Raw genomic sequence first — 20,256 nt, 5'->3', positions numbered from 1 at the left:
TTTGCCGCCGCCTTCCTTCAGATTCCACCTCGCGGTGGACACCCTTGGCTTGAGCTAATGGCTACTGCTACCTTCACCACTCCGGACTTCCACCGTATAGACAACGCCCATGCCGGGCGCACAAATGTTAAACGACCTGCAACGCAGGTCGTTTCCAATCAAGTCATTTTGTTTTACAAACCCATTCTACGCGTGACAAAACCATTCTCGCGATACTAGTCAACTGTAATGCTGAGCCCTTTGATGAGCAGCGACGGCGAACCGACGTAGCCCGGTGCACCAAGAAATGGAACGGTAAAGTCGAGGTCGTCCCCAATCACTACAATCGAACTTAAAACTTCAAAGAAGTTTCCTGCTACCGTCATTTGATTGACCGGTGACTGAACGGCCCCGTTTTCCACGTAGAAGCCTGTAGCCGCCAGCGAGAAATCCCCTGACACGGAGTTGGCCCCGGAATGCAACCCTGAGAGGCCAGTGATGACAATGCCTTCATCGATCCCAGCCAGCAAGGGTGCATAGGGCGGTTCAGGACGATTCTCAAGGCTGCTGAGCCCAGCCTGGCCAACCACGCCAGTCACGCCACCCTGCCCTGCCACTGCTGCCTGCCTAGCTTCCACCTCGCCACCCTGCCCTGCCACTGCTGCCTGCCTTGCTTCCACCTCGCCACCCTGCCCTGCCCCGGCTCCTGCTGCCCCGGCTCCTGCTGCCTGCCCGGCCGCCGCCCCCGCCAGGCCAGCGGGCTGGATGTAAAGGTTACTCGGGGCGATGCCAACCGCGTCCTTGTACGACGACTTGAAGGCGTGGCCAGTGGACTTAACTCCATCTTTGCGTGCAGCCTTGCGGTTGTAGAGGAGGGTCTGCAGTTCACCGTCCTTCACGATATCGCGACGTGCAGCAGGGTAGCCTTCCGCATCGAACGTGCGGCTGTTCATGCCGCCTGGAAGAAACGGATCATCGACGATGTTCAACCCGGGAACTCCAACCGCGGTCCCGACCTTCCCCTTCAATTGCGACATTCCCTTTTGAACGTTCTCAGCTGAAAAAACGGGTGCGAAAGTCTGCAACAGTGCGGCTGCAGCATCGTTTTTCAGGATGACAGGGTACGCCTTGTTCGCGACCTGCCTTGCACCCAAGTAAGATAGCGCATCTCCTACCGCCTCGGCCGCAATCTCCGTTGGTTTGAGTGTTGCAAAGTCCTGGGTGACCCGAATGGCCGATCCGGTTCTCGTCTCCCCACCCTCCGCAACGACGACAGAGAGATAGACGGTGATGTTGTTGCGAGCGTCCGATTGATCGAGCCCGGCGTTGTTGCAGATTCCACGCTCCATGCTGAGACTGCTGATGGCGCAGTAATTGATATCCCGAACCCGGCTGTCCAGAGACCTGGCGTGTGCTTCAATCTCCTTGATCAGCTCAATCTGGGCTTCGATGGAGACTGAATCGAGATCGCGCGCGTAAAAGTCAGCCTCTTGATACTGCCCCCCGCCGGGAAAGATATCGTCCTCATCTTCATCACCGATGATGGAAGCATTGTCACGGGCACTCGCAATCAGGTATCCGACGGAATCCGGAGCGATGCGCTCAGTGAACGCGTAGCCCATCTTCCCCTGATAGACGCCGCGAAACGATACACCCGTCACGTCTGCGGACTCGTAGCCGTCAACCTGGCCTTGATACACGCTGCACGTGAATGAAGACTGACGCTCGTGGTACACCTCCATCTCCGTAAACCCAGCTTCAGCTCCTGCGACGAACACTTGGTCTTGAAATGATTTGAGATCCATTTACGCGCCCTCCCTTGTGCCACCGACAGTCATTTCACTGACCCGAAGGGTTGGTTGTCCGACGTTGACTGGAATGCTTCCACTGAGAGATCCGCACATCCCCTGTCCATGCCCCAGGTTGTTTCCGACCATATCCACGAGCTGCAGGGTCTTTGGACCATTGCCAATCAGCGTAGCTCCTTTAAGCGGTGTCGTAATTTTCCCGTTCTCAATCAAATAGGCCTCCATCACTGCGAAGTTGTAGTCGCCAGTGGCCGTATTGACTTGTCCGCCGCCCAAGTATTTGGCGTAGATCCCCTGCTCGGTATTCTCGATAATCTCTTTTGGTGTAGACGATCCGTTCGCGATATACGTATTGGTCATCCGCGAGGTGGGCGCGAATCGGTAGGATTGTCGCCTGCCCGATCCGGTGGGCGGCATATTCATCCTCCGACTGTTGAAACGGTCAATCAGGTAGCCCTTGAGCACCCCGTTCTGAATCAGCACATTGCGCCGTGTCGGCTCTCCTTCGTCGTCAACCGCCAGCGATCCCCACTCGTTCTCGAGCGTCCCGTCATCGATATAGGTGACGACATCAGAAGCCACTTTTTCTCCGATCCGATTCGCAAACACAGAGTTTCCCTTGGCCACAGAGGTTGCCTCCAACCCATGACCGCAGGCCTCGTGGAAGATCACGCCGCCGAACTCGTTGTCGATGACGACTGGGAACTTTCCACTCGGACAAGGCACAGCACTGAGACGCGTCACGGCAATGCGAGATGCCTCCCCGGCATAGTGCTCCAAATCAAGTCCAGCAATGAACTCAAACCCTTTATGGGCACCAGGCCCATAGAAACCGCTTTCAAACTTGTTCCCGTCACTGGCGATAGAAGAGATGGACAAGCGGCTCCTAATCCGTACATCTTGAATCCACTTCCCATCCGAGTTAGCAATCAAGACTTTCTGTTCTTCATCCATGTACCCGACAGAAACCTGGGTGATAGATGAATGGTAGTTCTTCGCAATGTCGTAGGCCTCTCGCATCACCTGGGCTTTTTCGCCGCGCTGGACAAATTGTGGGTTGCGCTCTATCAGATGCTTTGACGGTGCGCGCTCCTCACAGAGGCTGTGCCGACAGCCTGTCGTGTCACCCCATACAGTCGCATTCGTCGGCATCTCTGGAAGTCCCCGAACGCCAGACGCAGCCCTTCTTGCAGCTTGATGCAACCCTTCCGGCGTAGCATCGGTTGTGTAGGCATACGCACTCCCGAGCCCTTTGAAAACGCGGATTCCAACTCCAAAATCTCGTCCGGACAAGCTGTTTTCAATGATTCCGCCGCGCATACCCATACGGTTCACCGTTCTGTCTTCTACAAAGACTTCTGCAAAATCACCGCCAGTCGACAGTGCTGTATCGAGTACCGCATTGATCAATGATTGGGATATCATTCGATCCCTCCAACCCTTTCAACCCCGAATTCTCTGAACATACTTTAATGTACGCTACAATTTGTCTTTGAACAACGGCAAATCCAGGTTTGTACACGTGAGAAACTCAGCTTTGTTCTCGCTCGAACCCGATGTTCTTTGACGCGGCAAATCCAGGTTTGTCCACGGCCAACTCCAGCTGATTCACAAGGGGGACATAAGGCCCAGAAAAGAGGGGACAAAGGTCCCTTGTGACAACCTGTGGGCTTGGATAGATTAGATACAGAAGCTTGTCCGCTTCTAACCCATTAAACCCAAACCTCCTTTACCCCATGCATAGTCTGCATGGGGCCCTTTTTTGTCCTCATCTTTCCGATCACCTGTTCCGTTGGCCGCATCCGTCCGATCACGTGTTCCCGGGCCTCAAGCCAGGGACTCCCACTCCGGCAGCCACAACTTCGCTGTCCCAGGCCCGTGGTCAACACATCTGCTATGGTTGATAGTCCGCGATCTGGATAGGCAAGCTCACATTCCACTGCGGATACGATGCCGCATCCACTGGTGTCACCGAGAACACAGGTTGCTTAGAACCTGAGTCATTCGCGTTGACCACATCTAGCGTGTCCCCGTCCAAGAAAGCGATGCGGCTGCCATCACCGTTGAAGACCGGAGTCACAACCCCACTGCCGGCAGTCTTTAATACCTTCCTCTGGCCGGTCGACAGGTTCACCGTCATGAGCTGCAACTGTTGCCACCACTGGCTGGTCTGCGTTATCCCCGCACTCATTGGCAGCGTGTTGCCTACGCTGTAGGCGACCACTCGCCCGTCCGGACTCACGGTTGGCCAGACCTGTGTGGAGGAGGAGCCAGCCGGTTGTCCTGGGAGCGAGATGAGCTTTTGTCCATTCCACACCTCGATGGTCTTTTTGACAAACAAGTAACGACTGGATCCGACTTGTAAAACCGCCTGATGGGATGACACCGGCAACACCGCCGAGCCGCCTGTTAACGTGGTGGCGACTGGTTGCGTGACACCGTTCGTATTAATGCTGCTCAGTTGCAGGCCATCCGCGGCCATCGAGCCAGAGTGCATCGGATCGGTCCAATAGAATAAAGCCGAACCATCATTTGTCCACGGACCCAGGATGTAACCGTTGCTCGGACTCGCTGTCAATAGGCTTTTGAGCTTGTTCGTGCTTGGGTCCCAAAGGGCGATGACGTCGTGACGATCGAGAACATTCCCGTTTGAATCCGGAACAACCTCGTCCATTGCGACCAGACCGCTCTGCGGGTTCACGCGAAGTGCGTTGATGGTAACCCCCGCCGGCAATCGAAGCGCTGAGACACTCGGTTGCTTTCCGGGCTTGACTGTGTATAGGTGCCCGCTGCCGTCAGTGTACAGATACGTTTCTGGCCCCGTCCAATCCCCGTCCACGTAGGGTACATGACCAAGGTCGATCCGTTTTTTTCCATCCACAGACTCAAACAACAGGTGGGTTTGGAAGTTTGGCAGACTGACAGTCCCTTCGTTCACCATCGCTTCTACCATCAGCCATTTACCATCCGGCGATATGGACGCAGAGATGGCATGCTCGTCCACAAGCGTGGCTTGAGGCTTACCGGTTGAGGACTGTGACCCGTCCACCACTATGTATAGCAAACTGCCGTACAGGCCATACGAATTGGGCGGCGTAACGAGCAAGGCGGCTTCCCCCATCCCATTCCACGCATTCGCTGCGAAGCGGGCTTGGACTAGATTCGAAGCACCCCCTGAGGAAATCGGTACAAGGTCAGTCGCTGTTTGGGACGGACTCCCCGCATGCACCCCAGGCTGCGTGCCACTGGTCGTCTGCCCTTGTCCCGATGTCTGACCAGATTCGGACCCCGACTGGCTCGCACCGTTCGCACCCGCACTCTGACTGGGGACCGACTGACTAGAACCATTGCCCGGTTGACTCGAAGAAGACCTTTCTGAGGTTGTATTGGAGAATCCGGCTGCTTTCGCAGACGGGTTGGATTGTGTTGGATTCGAGGCATTTGACGTTTGTGTTGTGTTCGAACTTGCATTCCCTGACGATCCGGTGCTGACTCCCACTCGATTTCCAGGCTGAACACCACAGCCTCCGAGGGTGATGACAACACAGGCGCAACTCGCCAAGGCAGCGACGGCAGGCACGCGCATTGCAGTGCATCTCCTTGCATGATGAAATGACCAGGTGGCCTAGGGCGGGCTTAGGCAGCTTAGGCAGCTTAGGCAGCTTAGGCAGCTTAGGCAGCTTAGGCAGCTTAGGCAGCTTAGGCAGCTTAGGCGGCCCATGCTTTGTTTACAGGCTGACAATTTTGTCCATAGACCGGAGCAGCGGAAGATAAAGGATTGCGGTGATAACGGCGACACCAGCGAGAACCACCACAGTGGTGACAGTGGTGACAGTCATAACACCGAAAGCGATAGTGGCGGTGATGAAGGTCGGATGCTTACGTTGACGTTTAAGGTAGAGTAATAACCTACGTGCCTATGTAACCGGTGGTGTGTTCTGGTCCTGCAACTTAGTTTAGTTCGTGTTTACAAGCCGCGTAATGTGGTACGGGTGGTACGGGCTATTTTGCGTTGAGTTACAGATTGCATGTGTATGTACTGGGTTGTGTGTCTTGCGAGTTCGTACGTGTACTTTTACTAGTTAGACGCAGCAATGTGCAGTTTTGTTACGATACGGTAAAAAAATTGTCAAAACAGAGGGGATTGTGTCACCTTCTCAGTGTATCATCGTAGGTACGCGCTGAACACAGCGTTTATGCAAGTAAATGAACAAATTTTGCGTGTTGACACCGCCTGCTCCTGAGCCAGCTGTCACCCTCATAGGGAACGGCTGCGTAACCTGGAATTGCTAAGGGAAAATACTTCCTCAATCCACCTCGGCATTTAAAAATGTAATAGGATAGAGGACGAAATGTCCTCTATCATCCAAATTCGAAGTCATTCGGGGGTGAATCAGAGGTATAGAGGAAATTTTTGGTCTTATTTTGATCAGAGGCAGCGACATCCGGTACTTAAGCGAACTTTTTACCGTTGAAGCAACATACCCATATAGGTATCTGTATAAAATAAGGGCATTTTAGGGGCTTACAAGCGTTGAGCGGAATTTTTGTGCGTTATACTTCAATCCACCGCCACATACCCATACGGGTACCGTCCGGTGGGTGCACATCCCCCAGGCGATTTAGCGATCCCGATGAGCCTTCTCCGACGGCCACAGCCCCACAGCCCCACAGCCTTCGTTACTTCCCGACGGCGGCAGGATGGGTCCCGCCGCGACCGTGGCCGTTTCTTGGTGCCAACAGCCTCATCCACCATGGCATGTCCTTCATCGGCCAGTGCTCCGTGCGTTCCACCATGCTCACACGTGCTGCACCGGTTGCAATGAGTCGGAAGGCGATGATCATCAGACACAAAGTGAGTGTCGGAAAGAACACCCCATCCGGCACCTGAAACCAGTGATGGCCACCCAAGGACAAAAGGGTCGGCAGATCAAGTTGTGTGCTCGTGAAACTAATGCCATTCTGACTCTGTAAAAACTGAGCCTTGGTCACAACACCGAAGTACCCGAGTTCACCCATGACTGCCAGAATCCGTGCGTATTGAGACGGGATGTACTCAGCCAGGTACGGCCACATCCAGCGCAGGACGTGCTTTCGGAAGATCCACCATTGCGATCCCCCCACCACGACCGCTGACTCGATAAACGGCTTTTGATAGATGAGCCGGATGTCCTTGTCGACAATCGGGATGAAACGCCCCAGTTCGAGCACACCGATGACAGCGTAATACCAGTACGCGCTGTCGTGCGAGAAGTACACCGGCTGAATCTCAAGGATCAACAGCATGATGAGGACAGGCGGAAAGATGCTCGTGAGGTACGAGAGCCTGTCCACCAACATAATCCGCACCTTGTACAAAGTCTGGATGACAGCGATGATAACCGCCGCCGCCAACGTGAAAGCGACCATGATGGTGGCGTCGCGCAGTGTTGGGACGATACCGTACACAATCTGGGTGAAAATATCTACCCCGTTTTCATCCGTGCCAAACCAGTGCATGCGTGAAACAGGGAAAGGCGGAATTGTGTCGTCACTCAGGTGAATTTTGTCCATCTGATAGGGTCCGTAGTGTGTCACAAGACTTGGGTGAAGACCCATGACGAGAAACCCTGCAATCACCAAGATTCCGATGAACGCTCGTGTGCTCCACCACCGATGCCGAGACTCATTCATAGTTGTGCACCACCTTCCAACGCCAACGAAGCCACGCAGCAAGAAGTTGAAACACGGTTGTAAACAGCGCCATCATCAGCAAAAATCCGCTCACCGCCTGGATTAAAAACGCCCCTTGGTCAAGATACAGACTCGGCTGCCCAAGTTCTCCTTGCCCCATGCCAGCGAGAAGTGCAAACATGAACCCTTTGTCTTGGAAACTCAGATACTCGAGCGCCAATAGACTTGAGAGAATCATGATAAAGGCTGTGGGTGCCTCGTTGAGCAACTTAGGCACAATATTTCTAAACAGGTGTCGACGAAACAGCTTCCAGACCCGGATCCCTTTACTCCGAGCAGTGAGGAGATACTCCTCACCGAGTTCAAACGAGATCGCGATATTCGTAATTCGGGACAGATACATCATCGACGGCACCATGAGAATATTCGCCCGCAGGAAGTTGCCGAGCCAGAAGTGTTGATTCGGAATCACGTGTATCGGATCACCCTGCCAAGCCATTGCAAGGAACATCGAGCCGGTTTCAATCAATACAATGAGGCCGAACATGGGGACCGCGTCCAACAGCCAGAACAGTCCTTGGAACGCTCGATAACCGATCCGCTTTCTCCAGAAAACGTCGGCAATCCCTTTGAGAACTCCAAACACGTAGCTCCCAATGAACGCATAAACAACGAAAAACAGACTCAGCGGGATATAAGAGGACATCTTCGCCAAAATGGGATGATACGGAGGAGATAACAGTTTAAACGGCGCATTGAGCGCGGCGAAAAATACGGAAGACCAACTATTGGTGAGGTTCGTGTAAGGCTGGCCCTGAACATAAATGAGTTGTGCCTGTCGTCCGACAGAAGCAATGGCAAGAATCAAGACAACCATGTAAAACCAGCTCTTGACGTGGTACCAGATGAATTTTAGCACGATCACCACTCCGCTCGTTGCGAGAGGACAAAATGACCCTCTGTTCTGTCTTATCTGTAAATTGCAAGCAGATTGAATATAACAGAATTACACAGGATTTTCCACAAGATACAGTTTCAGCGTATCCACTGTAGAGTCATTGTCATCATCCCGCCACGAGAACAGTCCCCTGGGGCACGTCGGCTTCACTCACGGTCTTCTCAATTGGGTATCCTGCACAGAACGCAGTCTTCGGACCGGAGACAAGACGAGCCACAGGGTTGTCAGCACCATGCCAATCACGGCAAAGATCATCACGTCTCGAATTCCAAACCATTCTCCAAAAATACCTGCCACCAGCGATCCGATGGCCGTCAACCCAACATCCATCACGCGAATCGTCGCGTTCACGCGTCCGAGGAGGGCGTCCGGTACCAGCGTCTGTCGCACAGTCGTCTCGAGGATGCTGTAGACCATACCGCTTGTATCTCCAAGCAACTGCGCCGCAAGTAACAGCAGCGTCGATCGCCAGACAGAACCGCCTGCCATCACCCAAAATACTCCGGCAAACCCATTTAAAAACAGAGTCAACAACAACGTTGGCCCAATACCAAGCGCACGAGTCATCCGATTCGCAATCGCGGCTCCAATGAGCGACCCAACCCCGCCCATTGTAACGGTCAACCCGAACAAAAGTGGAGACAGTCCGAGGTTCTTCAGTGCGTAAAGCGTGTCAAGGACAAACATGGCACTGCTTGCGAAGCCCATCGTGGCCGTTACACCCGCGAAGGCCAACAGGATCCGATTGTTGCGAACAGCCCTGAGTCCTTCCATCAACTCTTTGTGCCAGGAGGGTCCGTTGAGCACTTCGTCATCGCTGACAAGTTGCACGTTTGAACCCTCGCCTTCGCCCGTCCCGCAGCCATTTCGTGAACCCTCGCCTTCGCCTGCCCCGCGGCAATTTCGTGAACCCTCGCCCGTCCCGCAGCGATTTCCTGGAGCCTCGCCTGCCAAGCGGCCATTTTCTGTCTCCCGCTTCCCGATGCGCCATAACATCATGGCAGAAAACAGGTATGACAATGCATCAAACAGAATTGCGAACGGAACCGTCAGGGCCTGTACGAGAATGCCTGCCAGCCCTGGGCCAATCACTTCAGCCGCAGATCCCGTGATGCCAAGTTTGGTGTTTCCTTCTGCCAGATTGCTTCTATCAATCAGCCACGGCAGGTACGCCTGATATGACACGTCGAACAAGAGTGTAAGAATCCCGGAAAGTGCCGCTACCACAAAGAACATCCACAAGTGCAAGATGCCTGCCAGTGTGGCCGCGGGAATTAAAATCAAGAGCGCCGCCCGAATGAGGTCTGCCGCAATCATCAATGGCCGTCTAGCAAGTCTGTCGACCCACACCCCGACAAACAGGCCGAGGATTGACGCAGGCAGCTGGGTTGCAAGGCTGAGCCCGCTCATCGTGAGAGGAGTAATTCCCATCATTAGCACGGCCCCCATCGGGATCCCCTCGCGAGAGATGCGAGAACCAATCTCCGACACACTTTGTCCAATCCAGAGGCGAAGAAAGTCATGATTTTTGCGCAGCGTCATCGGGCAGCTCCTTCATTCGTCGGATCGGCGAAAATACTAACCAAAATGTCGACAGAATCATTCCAGTGGCAGCAAGTCCCATCGTTAATCGAAGGCCAACCAACTCGCCTAGCCAGCCTGCAAGGAGAGCTCCCACAGCCGTTAACGCAACCTCCAGCACACGAATGGTCGCATTGAGACGACCAAGCACGTCATCTGATGCTACATGCTGGCGCAGCGTCATATCGAGGATTTCATAGATGACCCCGGCCCAATCCCCAAACAGTTGCGCAGCCATGAGAAAAACGACGGATCGCCACAGCGGTCCCTCAGCGAACGGGATGAACAACGAACAAAGTCCGTATAAAAACAACATCAGGACAATGATGCGACCGTATCCAAACCGTTTCACCAACGACCCAGACAAAGATGCTCCGATGAGCGATCCGATGCCGCCCATCGTCACCGTCACGCCGAACAACCAGGGAGTCAATCCAAGCGTTTTAATGGCGTATAGCGTATAGAGAACACCCATCAGGCTGCTGGCAAAGCCAACGGTCACAGCTGCACCTGCCAGTGCCCTGAGGTGAGGACTGGTCCGGATAACCTGAATGCCTTCGCGGACCTCTCTCCGCCAATCCTCGGTTCGCCCGTCGGCCCGCACCTCCGAATCTTCCAAGCCCACTCCATCCGCCAATGCCTCCGACGCTTTCGAAGCTGCCACGGCGAGGAGGTCCTGAGACATTTCTTGACGGGTCGTCCGACCCAAACGAAAAAGAGGCTCCTTGGCTCTGATTGTCATGACGGAAACAGCCGAGACGATATATGAGACCGCGTCAAACAAAATCGCAATCGGGGCTGTTAAGCCTTGAACCAGAAAGCCTGTCAGACCAGGGCCAATCACTTCAGCTGCAGACGACGTGATGCCGAGCTTCGTATTCCCTTCTTGAACATGATCGCGATCAACAAGCCAAGGCACATAGGCTTGATAGGACACATCAAACAGCAGTGTCAATAACCCTGTGACAGCCGATACTACGATCAACAGCCAGATATGTAAGTTGTGAAAGAATGCACTGACGGGAATCGTTGCGAGGAGGACTGCCCGGCTGACATCCGCAAAAATCATCAGTGGACGCCGTTGTAATCGATCTACCCAAACGCCAACGAACAAACCGACAAGCGATACTGGCAGAAATGCTGCCAACCTTATCAGACTCATCGTCATGGGTGATGCTCCAAGCAACAAGACCGCGGCCAGCGGGATGCCGTCCCGAGTGATTCGCGATCCGATTTCGGAGACAGTCTGACCAGTCCACAGTTTCAGAAAGTCTTTGTGGTTCCACAGGCTCATGCCAACATTCCTATCTCAACAACAGATCTCAAGAGCAAAGTATAGAACCCGCGCACGTCATGACTTTTTAAGGCCGTCCGTAGTCATGATGAACGAAATGGAGCACAAAGTGGTCCTCTCTAGAACTGCATTGGGGCAGTTTGTCATGTTCGGTACTGTGGTGCACAACTCAACACTTCGTCATGATGCGGTCCTGTTACGAGGTGCTTCCCCCGGACGCCTGCAGGAGTGAGAATGAATCGGCGATTTGGACAAACTCTCGGTCACTATACGGTGAATTCTGTTGTAAATATGTTATGGAGATATAAGTGTTGCCGACTTTAAAATAGAGAAACTTATTCAACTGCCCGTCTGTATTGTACATCTCACTGTAATGCGCGACGGATCCGTTCGCCAACTGTTCGTCAAAGGAGGCAACCGGTGACCCGCCGGTTGGCTGCGGTATTGGCTGATTCGATTCGATGACCCAAATATGGTTGTACACCAGGCCTACAGAACCGTCGCCGTTCGTCTTCACAATTGAGAACTGCTCATTGTCCAGCCCTGCGGTTGGCAGGTATAAGGAGACAGCATCAGCCTTCGCTACAGCGTAAATCTGTTGCAACTGTGTCTCAGAATAGGTCAGCGGAGTAACACGACCGCTTTGCACTGCACTCTGCCCGAATACAAACTGATAACAAAACTGCCAGGACGCACCGCCGTCGGTCGTCTGAAACACGTCACCAAACTGTCCATCGGTGCTGGTTACCAACCACCCTGTATTCGGGTTTACGAAGGAAACCATACCGTTTTGGCCAGGCATCTTCTCTGGGCTGTTTTGCCAGTGAATGCCGTCCTCTGTTTCCCCCACATAGACAAGGCCGGACGGTCCTTCCGGAATTGCTGCACCTGGCAGCACGGCTTTTGTTCCTGATAAGACATCAAGCGCACCAGGTATCAAACCGGGTCCCGCCGTAGATGCACCAGCGTCCGGAACCCCCGGTGCTGGTCCTCCGCCGCCGGTTGCACTCGCAATGAGCGTATTCCATGTCTGTCCGGAATCACCCGTACGGATTAAAGTGTATGATTGCTGTGTCATTCCGTATCCGCCGTCAATCTGTACATAGGCCGTCGATGCACTCGTCATCCAGACCTGCCCTGTGACCTGAAAGCCAAACGACTTCTGGTACACCACTGACCAACTCTGCCCCCCATCGTTGGTCCACTCCACCGAAAACCCTGTCTTGTTGCTCACAAGTGCAACACCATGCAAGGGGTCCGCGTATGCAACCGCTTCGGCTTGAGTCGGAGCGGGAAGTTGGGTCCAACTCACCCCGCCATCCTTTGTCACCAGGATGGTTGCGGGGACCTTTGATGTCCCTTGAGCCGTCTCCTGTGCGGTTCTGGAAAAAGAGATTGTGCCATTTTGGGCATCAGTGAAGTGCAAGTAAATTCGCTGCCCTAAATCCAGGTTTGCAAACGGGCTGCTTGAGGCAGGTGTCAAAGGTGACCATTTTGTCCCACCGTTCATTGTTTTAAACAATTGCAGTCCCGTTGGCGCGCCGGTTGCGTTGGCTCCAGAGGCAACCAGCGCGAACCCTGTTGTCGGAGATAGAAAGTCAACCTTCAGAACCTGCCCCGTGAAGTGGTACAGTTGTTGAAAGCTGCGGCCCCCGTCGGCAGTCCCATATACGTAGCCCCCACCAGCGAGAAATCCATGTGTCGTATCGACGAACTGCAGACTGCTTGGCGAGAACGACGGCACAACCTGCGACGAGTAGGCACTCAAAGCAGACAGCGGAGTCTGCCGGACTTGAACCGTGCCGTTACTGGCCTGTCCGAGGTTTGATCCACTCGTCGTATTCGATGTCGTGCCTAGCGTAGATATATTTGAAGCCCCGTTGCCAGCGGTTCCACTGCCCTCTGCACTTGCATTTGCAGATCCAGTCTGATTCGCACCTTCACCCTGGTTGCTCAGTGCAACCTGCTGACCCGAGGCACCCGAATTGCTCACGGAACTTTTCGTTGTGCCAAGAGAGTTTGCGTTGTTTGAGCCGTGATTCGCCTGGCTGTGTGCCTGATGGCCCGGATGTGACGCAGGGCTCACTCCGCAGCCCGCAACCATGGACAGCGTTGCAACAACGGCACCAGCTATAAACAGGCTTCTGGCAGGGCTCAGGCGACTATGTGAGTACCCATCTTTTCGTTTCACTTGTGAGATCCTCCTGACAAAAAACGTTCAACCATCGACCACGCATCTCCAAAGGGCCAAAACCAGATGCCGCCAGCGTGGCATGCAACAAGCTTACAGCGTAAGGTCATAACCAGTTGACGTATCGCAGGAACGAAACGTTACAATCCGTTATCTGAGCCCTTATCCGAGCACCCGGACCAGGTTTGCCATCTCAATGGCCGTAACGGCAGCATCCCAGCCCTTGTTCCCTGCCTTCGTACCTGCACGTTCAATGGCCTGTTCGATGCTGTCTGTTGTAAGTACACCAAAGATGGTTGGGGTGTCGCTGGTCAGGCTGATGTTCGCGACGCCCTTCGCTACTTCACTGGCCACGTAGTCAAAGTGCGGGGTGGAGCCCCGGATAACGGCCCCGAGTGTGATGACTGCGTCATAAGCTCCGGAAGCTGCCATCTTCTTGGCTGCAAACGGGATTTCAAATGCTCCCGGCACCCATGCAACCGTGATATCCTCTTCGACAACGCCGTGGCGGACCAGCGCATCAATTGCCCCGGTCAACAGTTTTCCGGTAATAAACTCGTTAAAACGTCCGACGACAATACCCATTTTCAATCCTTGACCAATCAGATGACCTTCGAGGTTGCGCGTTCCCATGCTGGTTGTCCGTCCCTTCAACTTCACGTTGTTTTTATGTCGTGCTTGTCGCTGTTTTAGAAAGATAGGATGTGTCCCATTTTCTCTTTCTTTGTCAGCAGGTACTGCTCATTATAGGGGTTTCTGTCCACTTCAAGCGGCACCCGTTCTACCACCTGCAGACCATGTCCCTCAATGCCTGTCACCTTGCGCGGGTTGTTCGTCAACAGCCGCATCTTTCGTACTCCGACGTTGTACAGAATTTGTGCACCAATCCCATAGTCCCGGAGATCCGGTGCAAATCCGAGCCGCTGATTTGCCTCGACTGTGTCTGCGCCTTCATCCTGTAACGCATACGCGCGGATTTTGTTTAACAATCCGATACCGCGTCCTTCCTGTCGAAGGTAAAGCAGTACGCCTTTACCCTCCTCGCTGATTTGGCGCAGTGCAGCGTGGAGCTGCGGTCCGCAGTCACAGCGCAGGGACCCAAACGCGTCTCCCGTAAGACACTCAGAATGTACACGCACCAGAGTCGGATCACCATCGATCTCGCCCTTAACCAACGCCACATGCTCCTTGTCATCCAGGCGATTCGTGAACACAATCGCCCGAAAATCTCCGAATGCAGTCGGCAGTTTGGCTTCTGCCTGACGCTCAATTAGGACCTCCGATTCCTTCCGATACGCAATCAAGTCTTTAATCGTGATAATTTTCAAGTCATGCTTCTCTGCGATTTGTTCCAGCTGCGGAAGGCGCGCCATAGTTCCGTCTTCATTCAGGATCTCGCAAATCACGCCAACGGGAGGTGCGTTACACAACCTGGCCAAATCGACTGCGGCCTCCGTATGCCCCGCTCGCCGCAAAACACCACCATCTTTCGCAATCAGCGGGAACATATGACCAGGCTTTCGAAAATCATTTGGTCCCGTGTCTTCGCGGATCACTTGTGCAACGGTCTGTGCACGTTCAAACGCAGAGATGCCTGTGTGTGTTGCAGCGTGATCGATAGACACCGTAAAGGCGGTTCCGTAGTTGTCGGTGTTGCGCTGAACCATGTCAGACAGGCCTAGGCGTTCTGCCCGATCCGGTGTGATCGGCATGCAGAGCAGACCTCTGCCATGGGTGATCATGAAATTGATGACGGCTGCATCGGCCATGGTTCCGAGAGCCACGAAGTCTCCTTCATTCTCGCGGTCTTCATCATCCACGACAATAACGACCTTGCCTTGTTTCAAATCTTCGAGTGCATCAGCAATCGGATGCAACATGTTGTCCCTTCTTTCTGTCCAGACGGCCAACGCCTTTCGCCCAGAGCACGAGCGAGCTTTTAGGCGAAGCCGTTGTCTCTTAACATATCGAGTGTCACACGTTCCTTTGTTCGACTGTCCGCGGTTTCAATTGGACTGAGGCCCGCACCAAGCAGCCGCTCCACATATTTAGCCAAGACATCGATTTCAAGGTTGACCCGGTCGCCAACGTGTAGTTTTAATAACGTCGTAACTGTGCCGGTGTGCGGAATGACAGACACCGAAAACGATGCTGCATCGACTTCCATCACGGTTAAACTGACACCGTTGATACAGATGGATCCTTTGTCCGCGATATAACGCAGCACCTCATCCGCTGCTTGCACGGTGAGCACCGTTGCAAGCCCCTCACCGGCTGTTTGGGAAATGACACCAACGCCGTCAATATGTCCTGAGACGATATGTCCCCCAAGTCTATCTCCAAGGCGCAGCGCCCGTTCCAAGTTGACTTCATCTCCGGCTGCCAAGCGCCCGAGCGTGGTTCTCCGCAGAGTTTCGGGAACTGCATCAACCGTAAAGGAGTGGTTCGTATAGCTGACAACCGTCAAGCATGCACCGTTGACGGATATACTGTCGCCCAGTTGTACGTTGTCCAAGACTTTGTTCGCACGGACTTCAAAATGGGCACCATGGGCAGCAGCGCTGACGCGTATCACCTGTCCGATTTCTTCAACGAGGCCCGTAAACATCGTCGCCTTATACCCCCCCGAGCCACCAGCGCGGTTTCTCCTCAAACCGTGGATATCCGGTCACGAGGATGTCCGGTCCAACTTGCTCATAACTCACTTTGTCTAAATTGAGTGCATCAAGCATCCGTTCTGTCCGTCTGCCTTTTGTAGCGCGAATTCCACTGCGCAGGAATTTTGGAGCAAGATAATAGAGAACCTTGTCCACCAAGCGTTCCTCGAGAAACGAAGCCACAAGTGTTGACCCTCCCTCGACAAGAAGGCTGGAAATCCCCTGTTTCGCCATGTCTCGTAACGCCTCTGGCAGGTAAACGTGATCGGCTTCGTCAGCCATCACAGGAATAACGACTGCACCCGCCCGTGTGAGTCCTGAAACGTATTCCGTCCCGGCACTGTCGTAACCGTAATGCGTTGTATAAATCAGCGTTTTTCCAGCTTCCCCAAGAAGTGCACTGGTGATGGGAGTCCGCAGTTTCGAGTCGAACACGACTCTGACAGGTTGTCGATACCCTTGTGTGGTTTCGAGGTCAGCGAATGAAGCTTTGTTTACAACCCCAGTCAGCATCGCTTCCGCAGCAAGCGAGGGCCCTCGGACGGTGAGCCTTGGGTTGTCTTCAATGACAGTTTTGACGCCAACGGCAATTGCTGCCACATCACGTCGGAGTCTCTGGACGGATGCGCGGGCTTCGTCACTGGTTACATAGGTACTGTGCCCACTATCCGCTGCGATGTAACCATCGAGCGTAGCCGCACACTTCCATACCACGAAAGGCCGCTCCTCAGTTACCCACACCCAAAACGCCTCGTTTTGTTTGTGTGCCTCAGAAGCCAGTACACCTTGTACCACCTCGACCCCCGCTTCTCGTAAGCGAGCTGCACCTTGGCCGCTGACAGCCGGATTGGGATCTTGTGCGGCGTACACCACACGCTGAATACCCGCTTCGACGATGGCATCTGCGCAAGGCGGAGTTCGACCGTGATGACTGCAAGGTTCGAGCGTCACGTAAATCGTGCTGTCCCGAGCGGCCTCACCAGCCATGCGCAGAGCATGCACTTCTGCGTGCGGGCCGCCGGCCTTCAAGTGGGCTCCTTGGCCAATAATCACTCCGTCTTTCACAATCACGGCTCCAACCAGCGGATTTGGCGAGGTCTGGCCCCGACCGAGCTCCGCCAGTTGAAGTGCCAGTTTCATATAACGTTCATCTTCAGTCACATTGCTGCCTCCCGGCCGGCCATGATGTAGCAAAAAAGCCCCTCCATACGGGAGGGGCAGAATGTCCAGCGGCAAAACCAATCACACACTATCGCAACCACAATGGAAAAACACCACGTGGCTTTGCAGCATGGTCTTGCTCAAATGGCTTCCTTCTTCTATCCGGACTATACCGTCGGTACTGGAATCTCACCAGTTCCTGCCTTTCGGCTCGTGGACTTCGCAGTTGTTCGCGTCACCACCGATCGGGAATTGGCACTCGGCCTCACCCTGCCCCGAAGGAAAATTTTCAATTTGTAACCCATGATATGCCTCGAACCAGGATTTGGTCAAGCACGAAGCCCTTAGCCCTTAGCCCTTAGCCCTTAGCCCTTAGCCCTTAGCCCTTAGCCCTTAGCCCTTAGCCCTTAGCCCTTAGCCCTTAGCCCTTAGCCCTTAGCCCTTAGCCCTTAGCCCTTAGCCGTTTGACTGTCCACTGCCGACGCGGACGATTGTCTCCGTCTGGTAGCGTACCTTGGCATACGGTGGAACGCTTTCGGTCACCCAGGCATTGCTGCCGATGACGCTATCGTGACCAATGACGGTATCTCCACCGAGCACCGTTGCGTGGGCGTAAAGCACAACGCCATCTTCAACTGTTGGGTGTCGTTTTGTTTTGCGAACCATTGCACCGTCTTCATCACGCGGGAAGTAGAGTGCACCTAAAGTCACTCCTTGGTAAATCTTGACGTGATTGCCGACCACCGCCGTTTCACCGATGACAATGCCAGTGCCGTGATCAATCATAACACCGCGCCCTAGACGTGCGCCTGGGTGAATATCGATTCCTGTCTTCTGATGAGCGTATTCCGTCAGCATTCTAGGCAATAATGGAATATCCATTTCGTACATGACATGAGCCGTACGATAGACTAACAGCGCCAGCAAGCCTGGATAGGTCAGGATGATCTCGTCATAGCCAGTCGCTGCAGGATCGCTGTGGAATGTCTCCAGCACGTCCTCACGCATCATCAACTGCAATTCGGGAAGCTTTTGCAAAATCGCATCTGCTTGAGCCTGTGAGTAACCCAATGACTCTGGTGTTCCGTACAAGTGCGGGCAGCGGCGAAATGTAGCTCTGTGAATTTGCTCTGACAAGAGTTCATATAATTGATTTACACATTCGCAGATCTCGGAGGACTCCGATGGCCGAAAGTAATTCGGCAGCAGTACCTGCTGAATCCGTTTGACGACGTTCTCAATCTGCTCTGGCTCGGGGTGGCAAGTCCTCCCCTGAAACCACTCTGCGCTTTGCCGCTCCAGTTCTGCGGCAATGTCTGATCTCGTCTTCACTCGGCTGTTACACCTTCCTCCCAGCATTTATCAATCAGTATCAGAATCCATAACAGAGAAGCGTCGACCTATGCAATTGCTGGCCGACGCATGTTTACCACGGTATGCTATATAGCTTATCACGACAGGTATTGATTGAACAATGACCAAATCTGCTCTCGAGCGCCTACAAACACCGCAACAACCAAACCGGCCTGAGCCGTCCAAGATAACACGAGCCGTCTTTGCCTGTTCCTCTTACCTGCCTGGACCTCACTTACGCCCCGAAGCTGACCACGAGGTAGACGATGTTGAGAGACAGGATCAACGCTGAGATGGCGCCTGCGAGCCACGTGACCCATGGACGATTGACAAGCTTGCCCATCAGCTTTTGGTTACGCGTAAACCAGACCAACGCAATGATGGGTGCCGGTAATGCAAAACTTAATACAACCTGGCTGAGCACAAGCGTCTGCATCGGATCGACCCCGAGCCAAACGATAACGATGGTCGGGATCATGGTCACAATCCGTCGGACCCAAATCGGGATGGAAAAACCGACAAACCCTTGCATAATGACCTGTCCGGCCATGGTGCCAACCGCAGAGCTTGAAACACCTGACGCAAGCAGTGAAACGAGAAAGATTGCTGCAGCTGCTGGCCCGAGAAGCGGTTCCAGTGTGTGATAAGCAGATGAGATATCGGCAACCTGGGTGTGGCCGGATGTGTTGAAGACGGCAGCAGCCATGTACATCATCGCAAGATTGACGAGACCTGCCAGTGTCATCGCGATGATGACATCTAACCGTTCAAAATGATAAATGCGCTTCGCCTGTTCCTCATTTTGTGGCACAATCCGCCTCTGAGTAAGCCCCGAGTGCAGGTAAATGGCGTGCGGCATAACGGTAGCTCCGATGATTCCCACCATCAACATCACGCTGTCTTTTCCGCCCAGCCAGGGAACCACCATGTGACTCGCCACGGCTGCAAACGACGGCCTTGACAAAATCGTCTCCAGCAAATACGACACGGCAATCACGCCAAGAAGAACCCCGATAAAAATCTCAAGGGGACGAAATCCAAATCGTTCCAGCATCAGGATTACGTACGTCACGACACCTGTCACCAATGTGGCTGCCAAAAGCGGGATATGGAAGAGGAGATTTAACCCGAGACTGGCACCTAAAAACTCAGCCAGATCTGTCGCCATCGCTGCAATTTCAGAGATGATCCACATCACTACACTGAGCCACTTTGGCAGGTATTCCCGGCAAAGTTCAGGAAGATTGCGCCCTGTGGCGATACCAAGCTTCGCGGAGAGGGTCTGCATGACCGCTGCCATCAGGTTCGCAAGCACAACGACCCACAGCATGCGGTAGCCAAACTCTGAGCCGCTTTGGATGTTCGTTGCGTAGTTTCCCGGATCGACGTAGGCGATAGCTGCAATCAGCGAAGGTCCAATAAACGGAAGCAACGCACGCAAACCGCGTCGCTTTCCTAAAACGGCTTGTTGTCCTGCCCAAGCCGCACGAGACTGTTTTCCAAGTTCGGATTGTGGAACCGCTACGTCGTTCATCACCTTTCCTCCTCTCCCTCGTTTTGTATAAAAGCTCTGGGTGCTTCACGTGTTTCCCACCCACAAG

15 protein-coding genes and 1 riboswitch are annotated in these 20,256 nt (G+C 53.8%); of the genes, 1 reads left to right on the top strand and 14 read right to left on the bottom strand.

Translation table 11 applies throughout. From position 1 onward, the window contains the following. A partial coding sequence (locus AN477_RS25300) for a hypothetical protein (protein ID WP_211266036.1) occupies positions 1 to 219 on the top strand: 219 nt, incomplete at its 5' end. Here AN477_RS25300 and AN477_RS19315 read toward each other — a convergent pair. The 14 genes from AN477_RS19315 to AN477_RS19245 all read right to left on the bottom strand — a co-directional run bounded on the left by AN477_RS19315 (position 216) and on the right by AN477_RS19245 (position 20,189). Beyond that, positions 216 to 1,784 (bottom strand): TldD/PmbA family protein, encoded by a 1,569-nt coding sequence (locus AN477_RS19315; protein WP_054970815.1) that lies wholly within the window; start codon positions 1,782 to 1,784, stop codon positions 216 to 218. The genes AN477_RS25300 and AN477_RS19315 overlap by 4 nt on opposite strands. After that, positions 1,785 to 3,212, bottom strand: coding sequence for a TldD/PmbA family protein (locus AN477_RS19310; RefSeq protein WP_054970814.1), 1,428 nt, complete (start codon positions 3,210 to 3,212; stop codon positions 1,785 to 1,787). A gap of 469 nt (positions 3,213 to 3,681) precedes the next feature. Further along, on the bottom strand, positions 3,682 to 5,373 hold the full coding sequence (locus tag AN477_RS19305; RefSeq protein ID WP_054970813.1) for a hypothetical protein: 1,692 nt from the start codon (positions 5,371 to 5,373) through the stop codon (positions 3,682 to 3,684). Between the two features lie 1,094 nt (positions 5,374 to 6,467). After that, positions 6,468 to 7,460 carry a hypothetical protein gene (locus AN477_RS19300; RefSeq protein WP_054970812.1) on the bottom strand — a complete coding sequence of 331 codons (993 nt, stop codon included), beginning with the start codon at positions 7,458 to 7,460 and terminating at the stop codon, positions 6,468 to 6,470. Beyond that, a complete protein-coding gene (locus AN477_RS19295; RefSeq protein WP_054970811.1) occupies positions 7,453 to 8,379 on the bottom strand; it encodes an ABC transporter permease subunit in 927 nt (308 codons plus the stop codon). Before AN477_RS19295 ends, AN477_RS19300 begins: the two co-directional genes overlap by 8 nt. A 189-nt stretch (positions 8,380 to 8,568) precedes the next feature. After that, positions 8,569 to 9,960 (bottom strand): MFS transporter, encoded by a 1,392-nt coding sequence (locus tag AN477_RS19290; protein ID WP_054970810.1) that lies wholly within the window; start codon positions 9,958 to 9,960, stop codon positions 8,569 to 8,571. Beyond that, positions 9,938 to 11,293 (bottom strand): MFS transporter, encoded by a 1,356-nt coding sequence (locus tag AN477_RS19285; RefSeq protein WP_054970809.1) that lies wholly within the window; start codon positions 11,291 to 11,293, stop codon positions 9,938 to 9,940. The genes AN477_RS19290 and AN477_RS19285 overlap by 23 nt, the downstream gene beginning before the upstream one ends. A gap of 196 nt (positions 11,294 to 11,489) precedes the next feature. Next, on the bottom strand, positions 11,490 to 13,484 hold the full coding sequence (locus AN477_RS19280; RefSeq protein ID WP_054970808.1) for a WD40/YVTN/BNR-like repeat-containing protein: 1,995 nt from the start codon (positions 13,482 to 13,484) through the stop codon (positions 11,490 to 11,492). A gap of 162 nt (positions 13,485 to 13,646) precedes the next feature. Beyond that, positions 13,647 to 14,117 (bottom strand): 6,7-dimethyl-8-ribityllumazine synthase, encoded by a 471-nt coding sequence (ribH, locus tag AN477_RS19275; RefSeq protein ID WP_054970807.1) that lies wholly within the window; start codon positions 14,115 to 14,117, stop codon positions 13,647 to 13,649. A gap of 56 nt (positions 14,118 to 14,173) precedes the next feature. Then, positions 14,174 to 15,364, bottom strand: a complete 1,191-nt coding sequence (locus AN477_RS19270) for a bifunctional 3,4-dihydroxy-2-butanone-4-phosphate synthase/GTP cyclohydrolase II (RefSeq protein ID WP_054970806.1) — start codon at positions 15,362 to 15,364, stop codon at positions 14,174 to 14,176. Between the two features lie 59 nt (positions 15,365 to 15,423). Beyond that, complete coding sequence (locus tag AN477_RS19265) at positions 15,424 to 16,092, bottom strand: riboflavin synthase (RefSeq protein WP_054970805.1); 669 nt, start codon at positions 16,090 to 16,092, stop codon at positions 15,424 to 15,426. A 7-nt stretch (positions 16,093 to 16,099) separates the two neighbouring features. Then, positions 16,100 to 17,302, bottom strand: coding sequence for a bifunctional diaminohydroxyphosphoribosylaminopyrimidine deaminase/5-amino-6-(5-phosphoribosylamino)uracil reductase RibD (gene ribD / locus AN477_RS19260; RefSeq protein ID WP_054970804.1), 1,203 nt, complete (start codon positions 17,300 to 17,302; stop codon positions 16,100 to 16,102). A gap of 146 nt (positions 17,303 to 17,448) precedes the next feature. After that, a riboswitch (FMN riboswitch) is annotated at positions 17,449 to 17,589 on the bottom strand. A gap of 169 nt (positions 17,590 to 17,758) precedes the next feature. Further along, positions 17,759 to 18,634, bottom strand: a complete 876-nt coding sequence (gene epsC, locus AN477_RS19250; RefSeq protein ID WP_054970802.1) for a serine O-acetyltransferase EpsC — start codon at positions 18,632 to 18,634, stop codon at positions 17,759 to 17,761. A 256-nt stretch (positions 18,635 to 18,890) separates the two neighbouring features. Beyond that, on the bottom strand, positions 18,891 to 20,189 hold the full coding sequence (locus tag AN477_RS19245) for an Nramp family divalent metal transporter (protein WP_054970801.1): 1,299 nt from the start codon (positions 20,187 to 20,189) through the stop codon (positions 18,891 to 18,893). Positions 20,190 to 20,256 lie beyond the last annotated feature (67 nt).

The sequence above is a fragment of the Paenalicyclobacillus ferrooxydans genome (genome assembly GCF_001399675.1).
Taxonomy (GTDB): domain Bacteria; phylum Bacillota; class Bacilli; order Alicyclobacillales; family Alicyclobacillaceae; genus Alicyclobacillus_B; species Alicyclobacillus_B ferrooxydans.
Note: the sequence above shows the minus strand (reverse complement) of the source record. Positions and strands in the feature narration are given on the sequence as shown.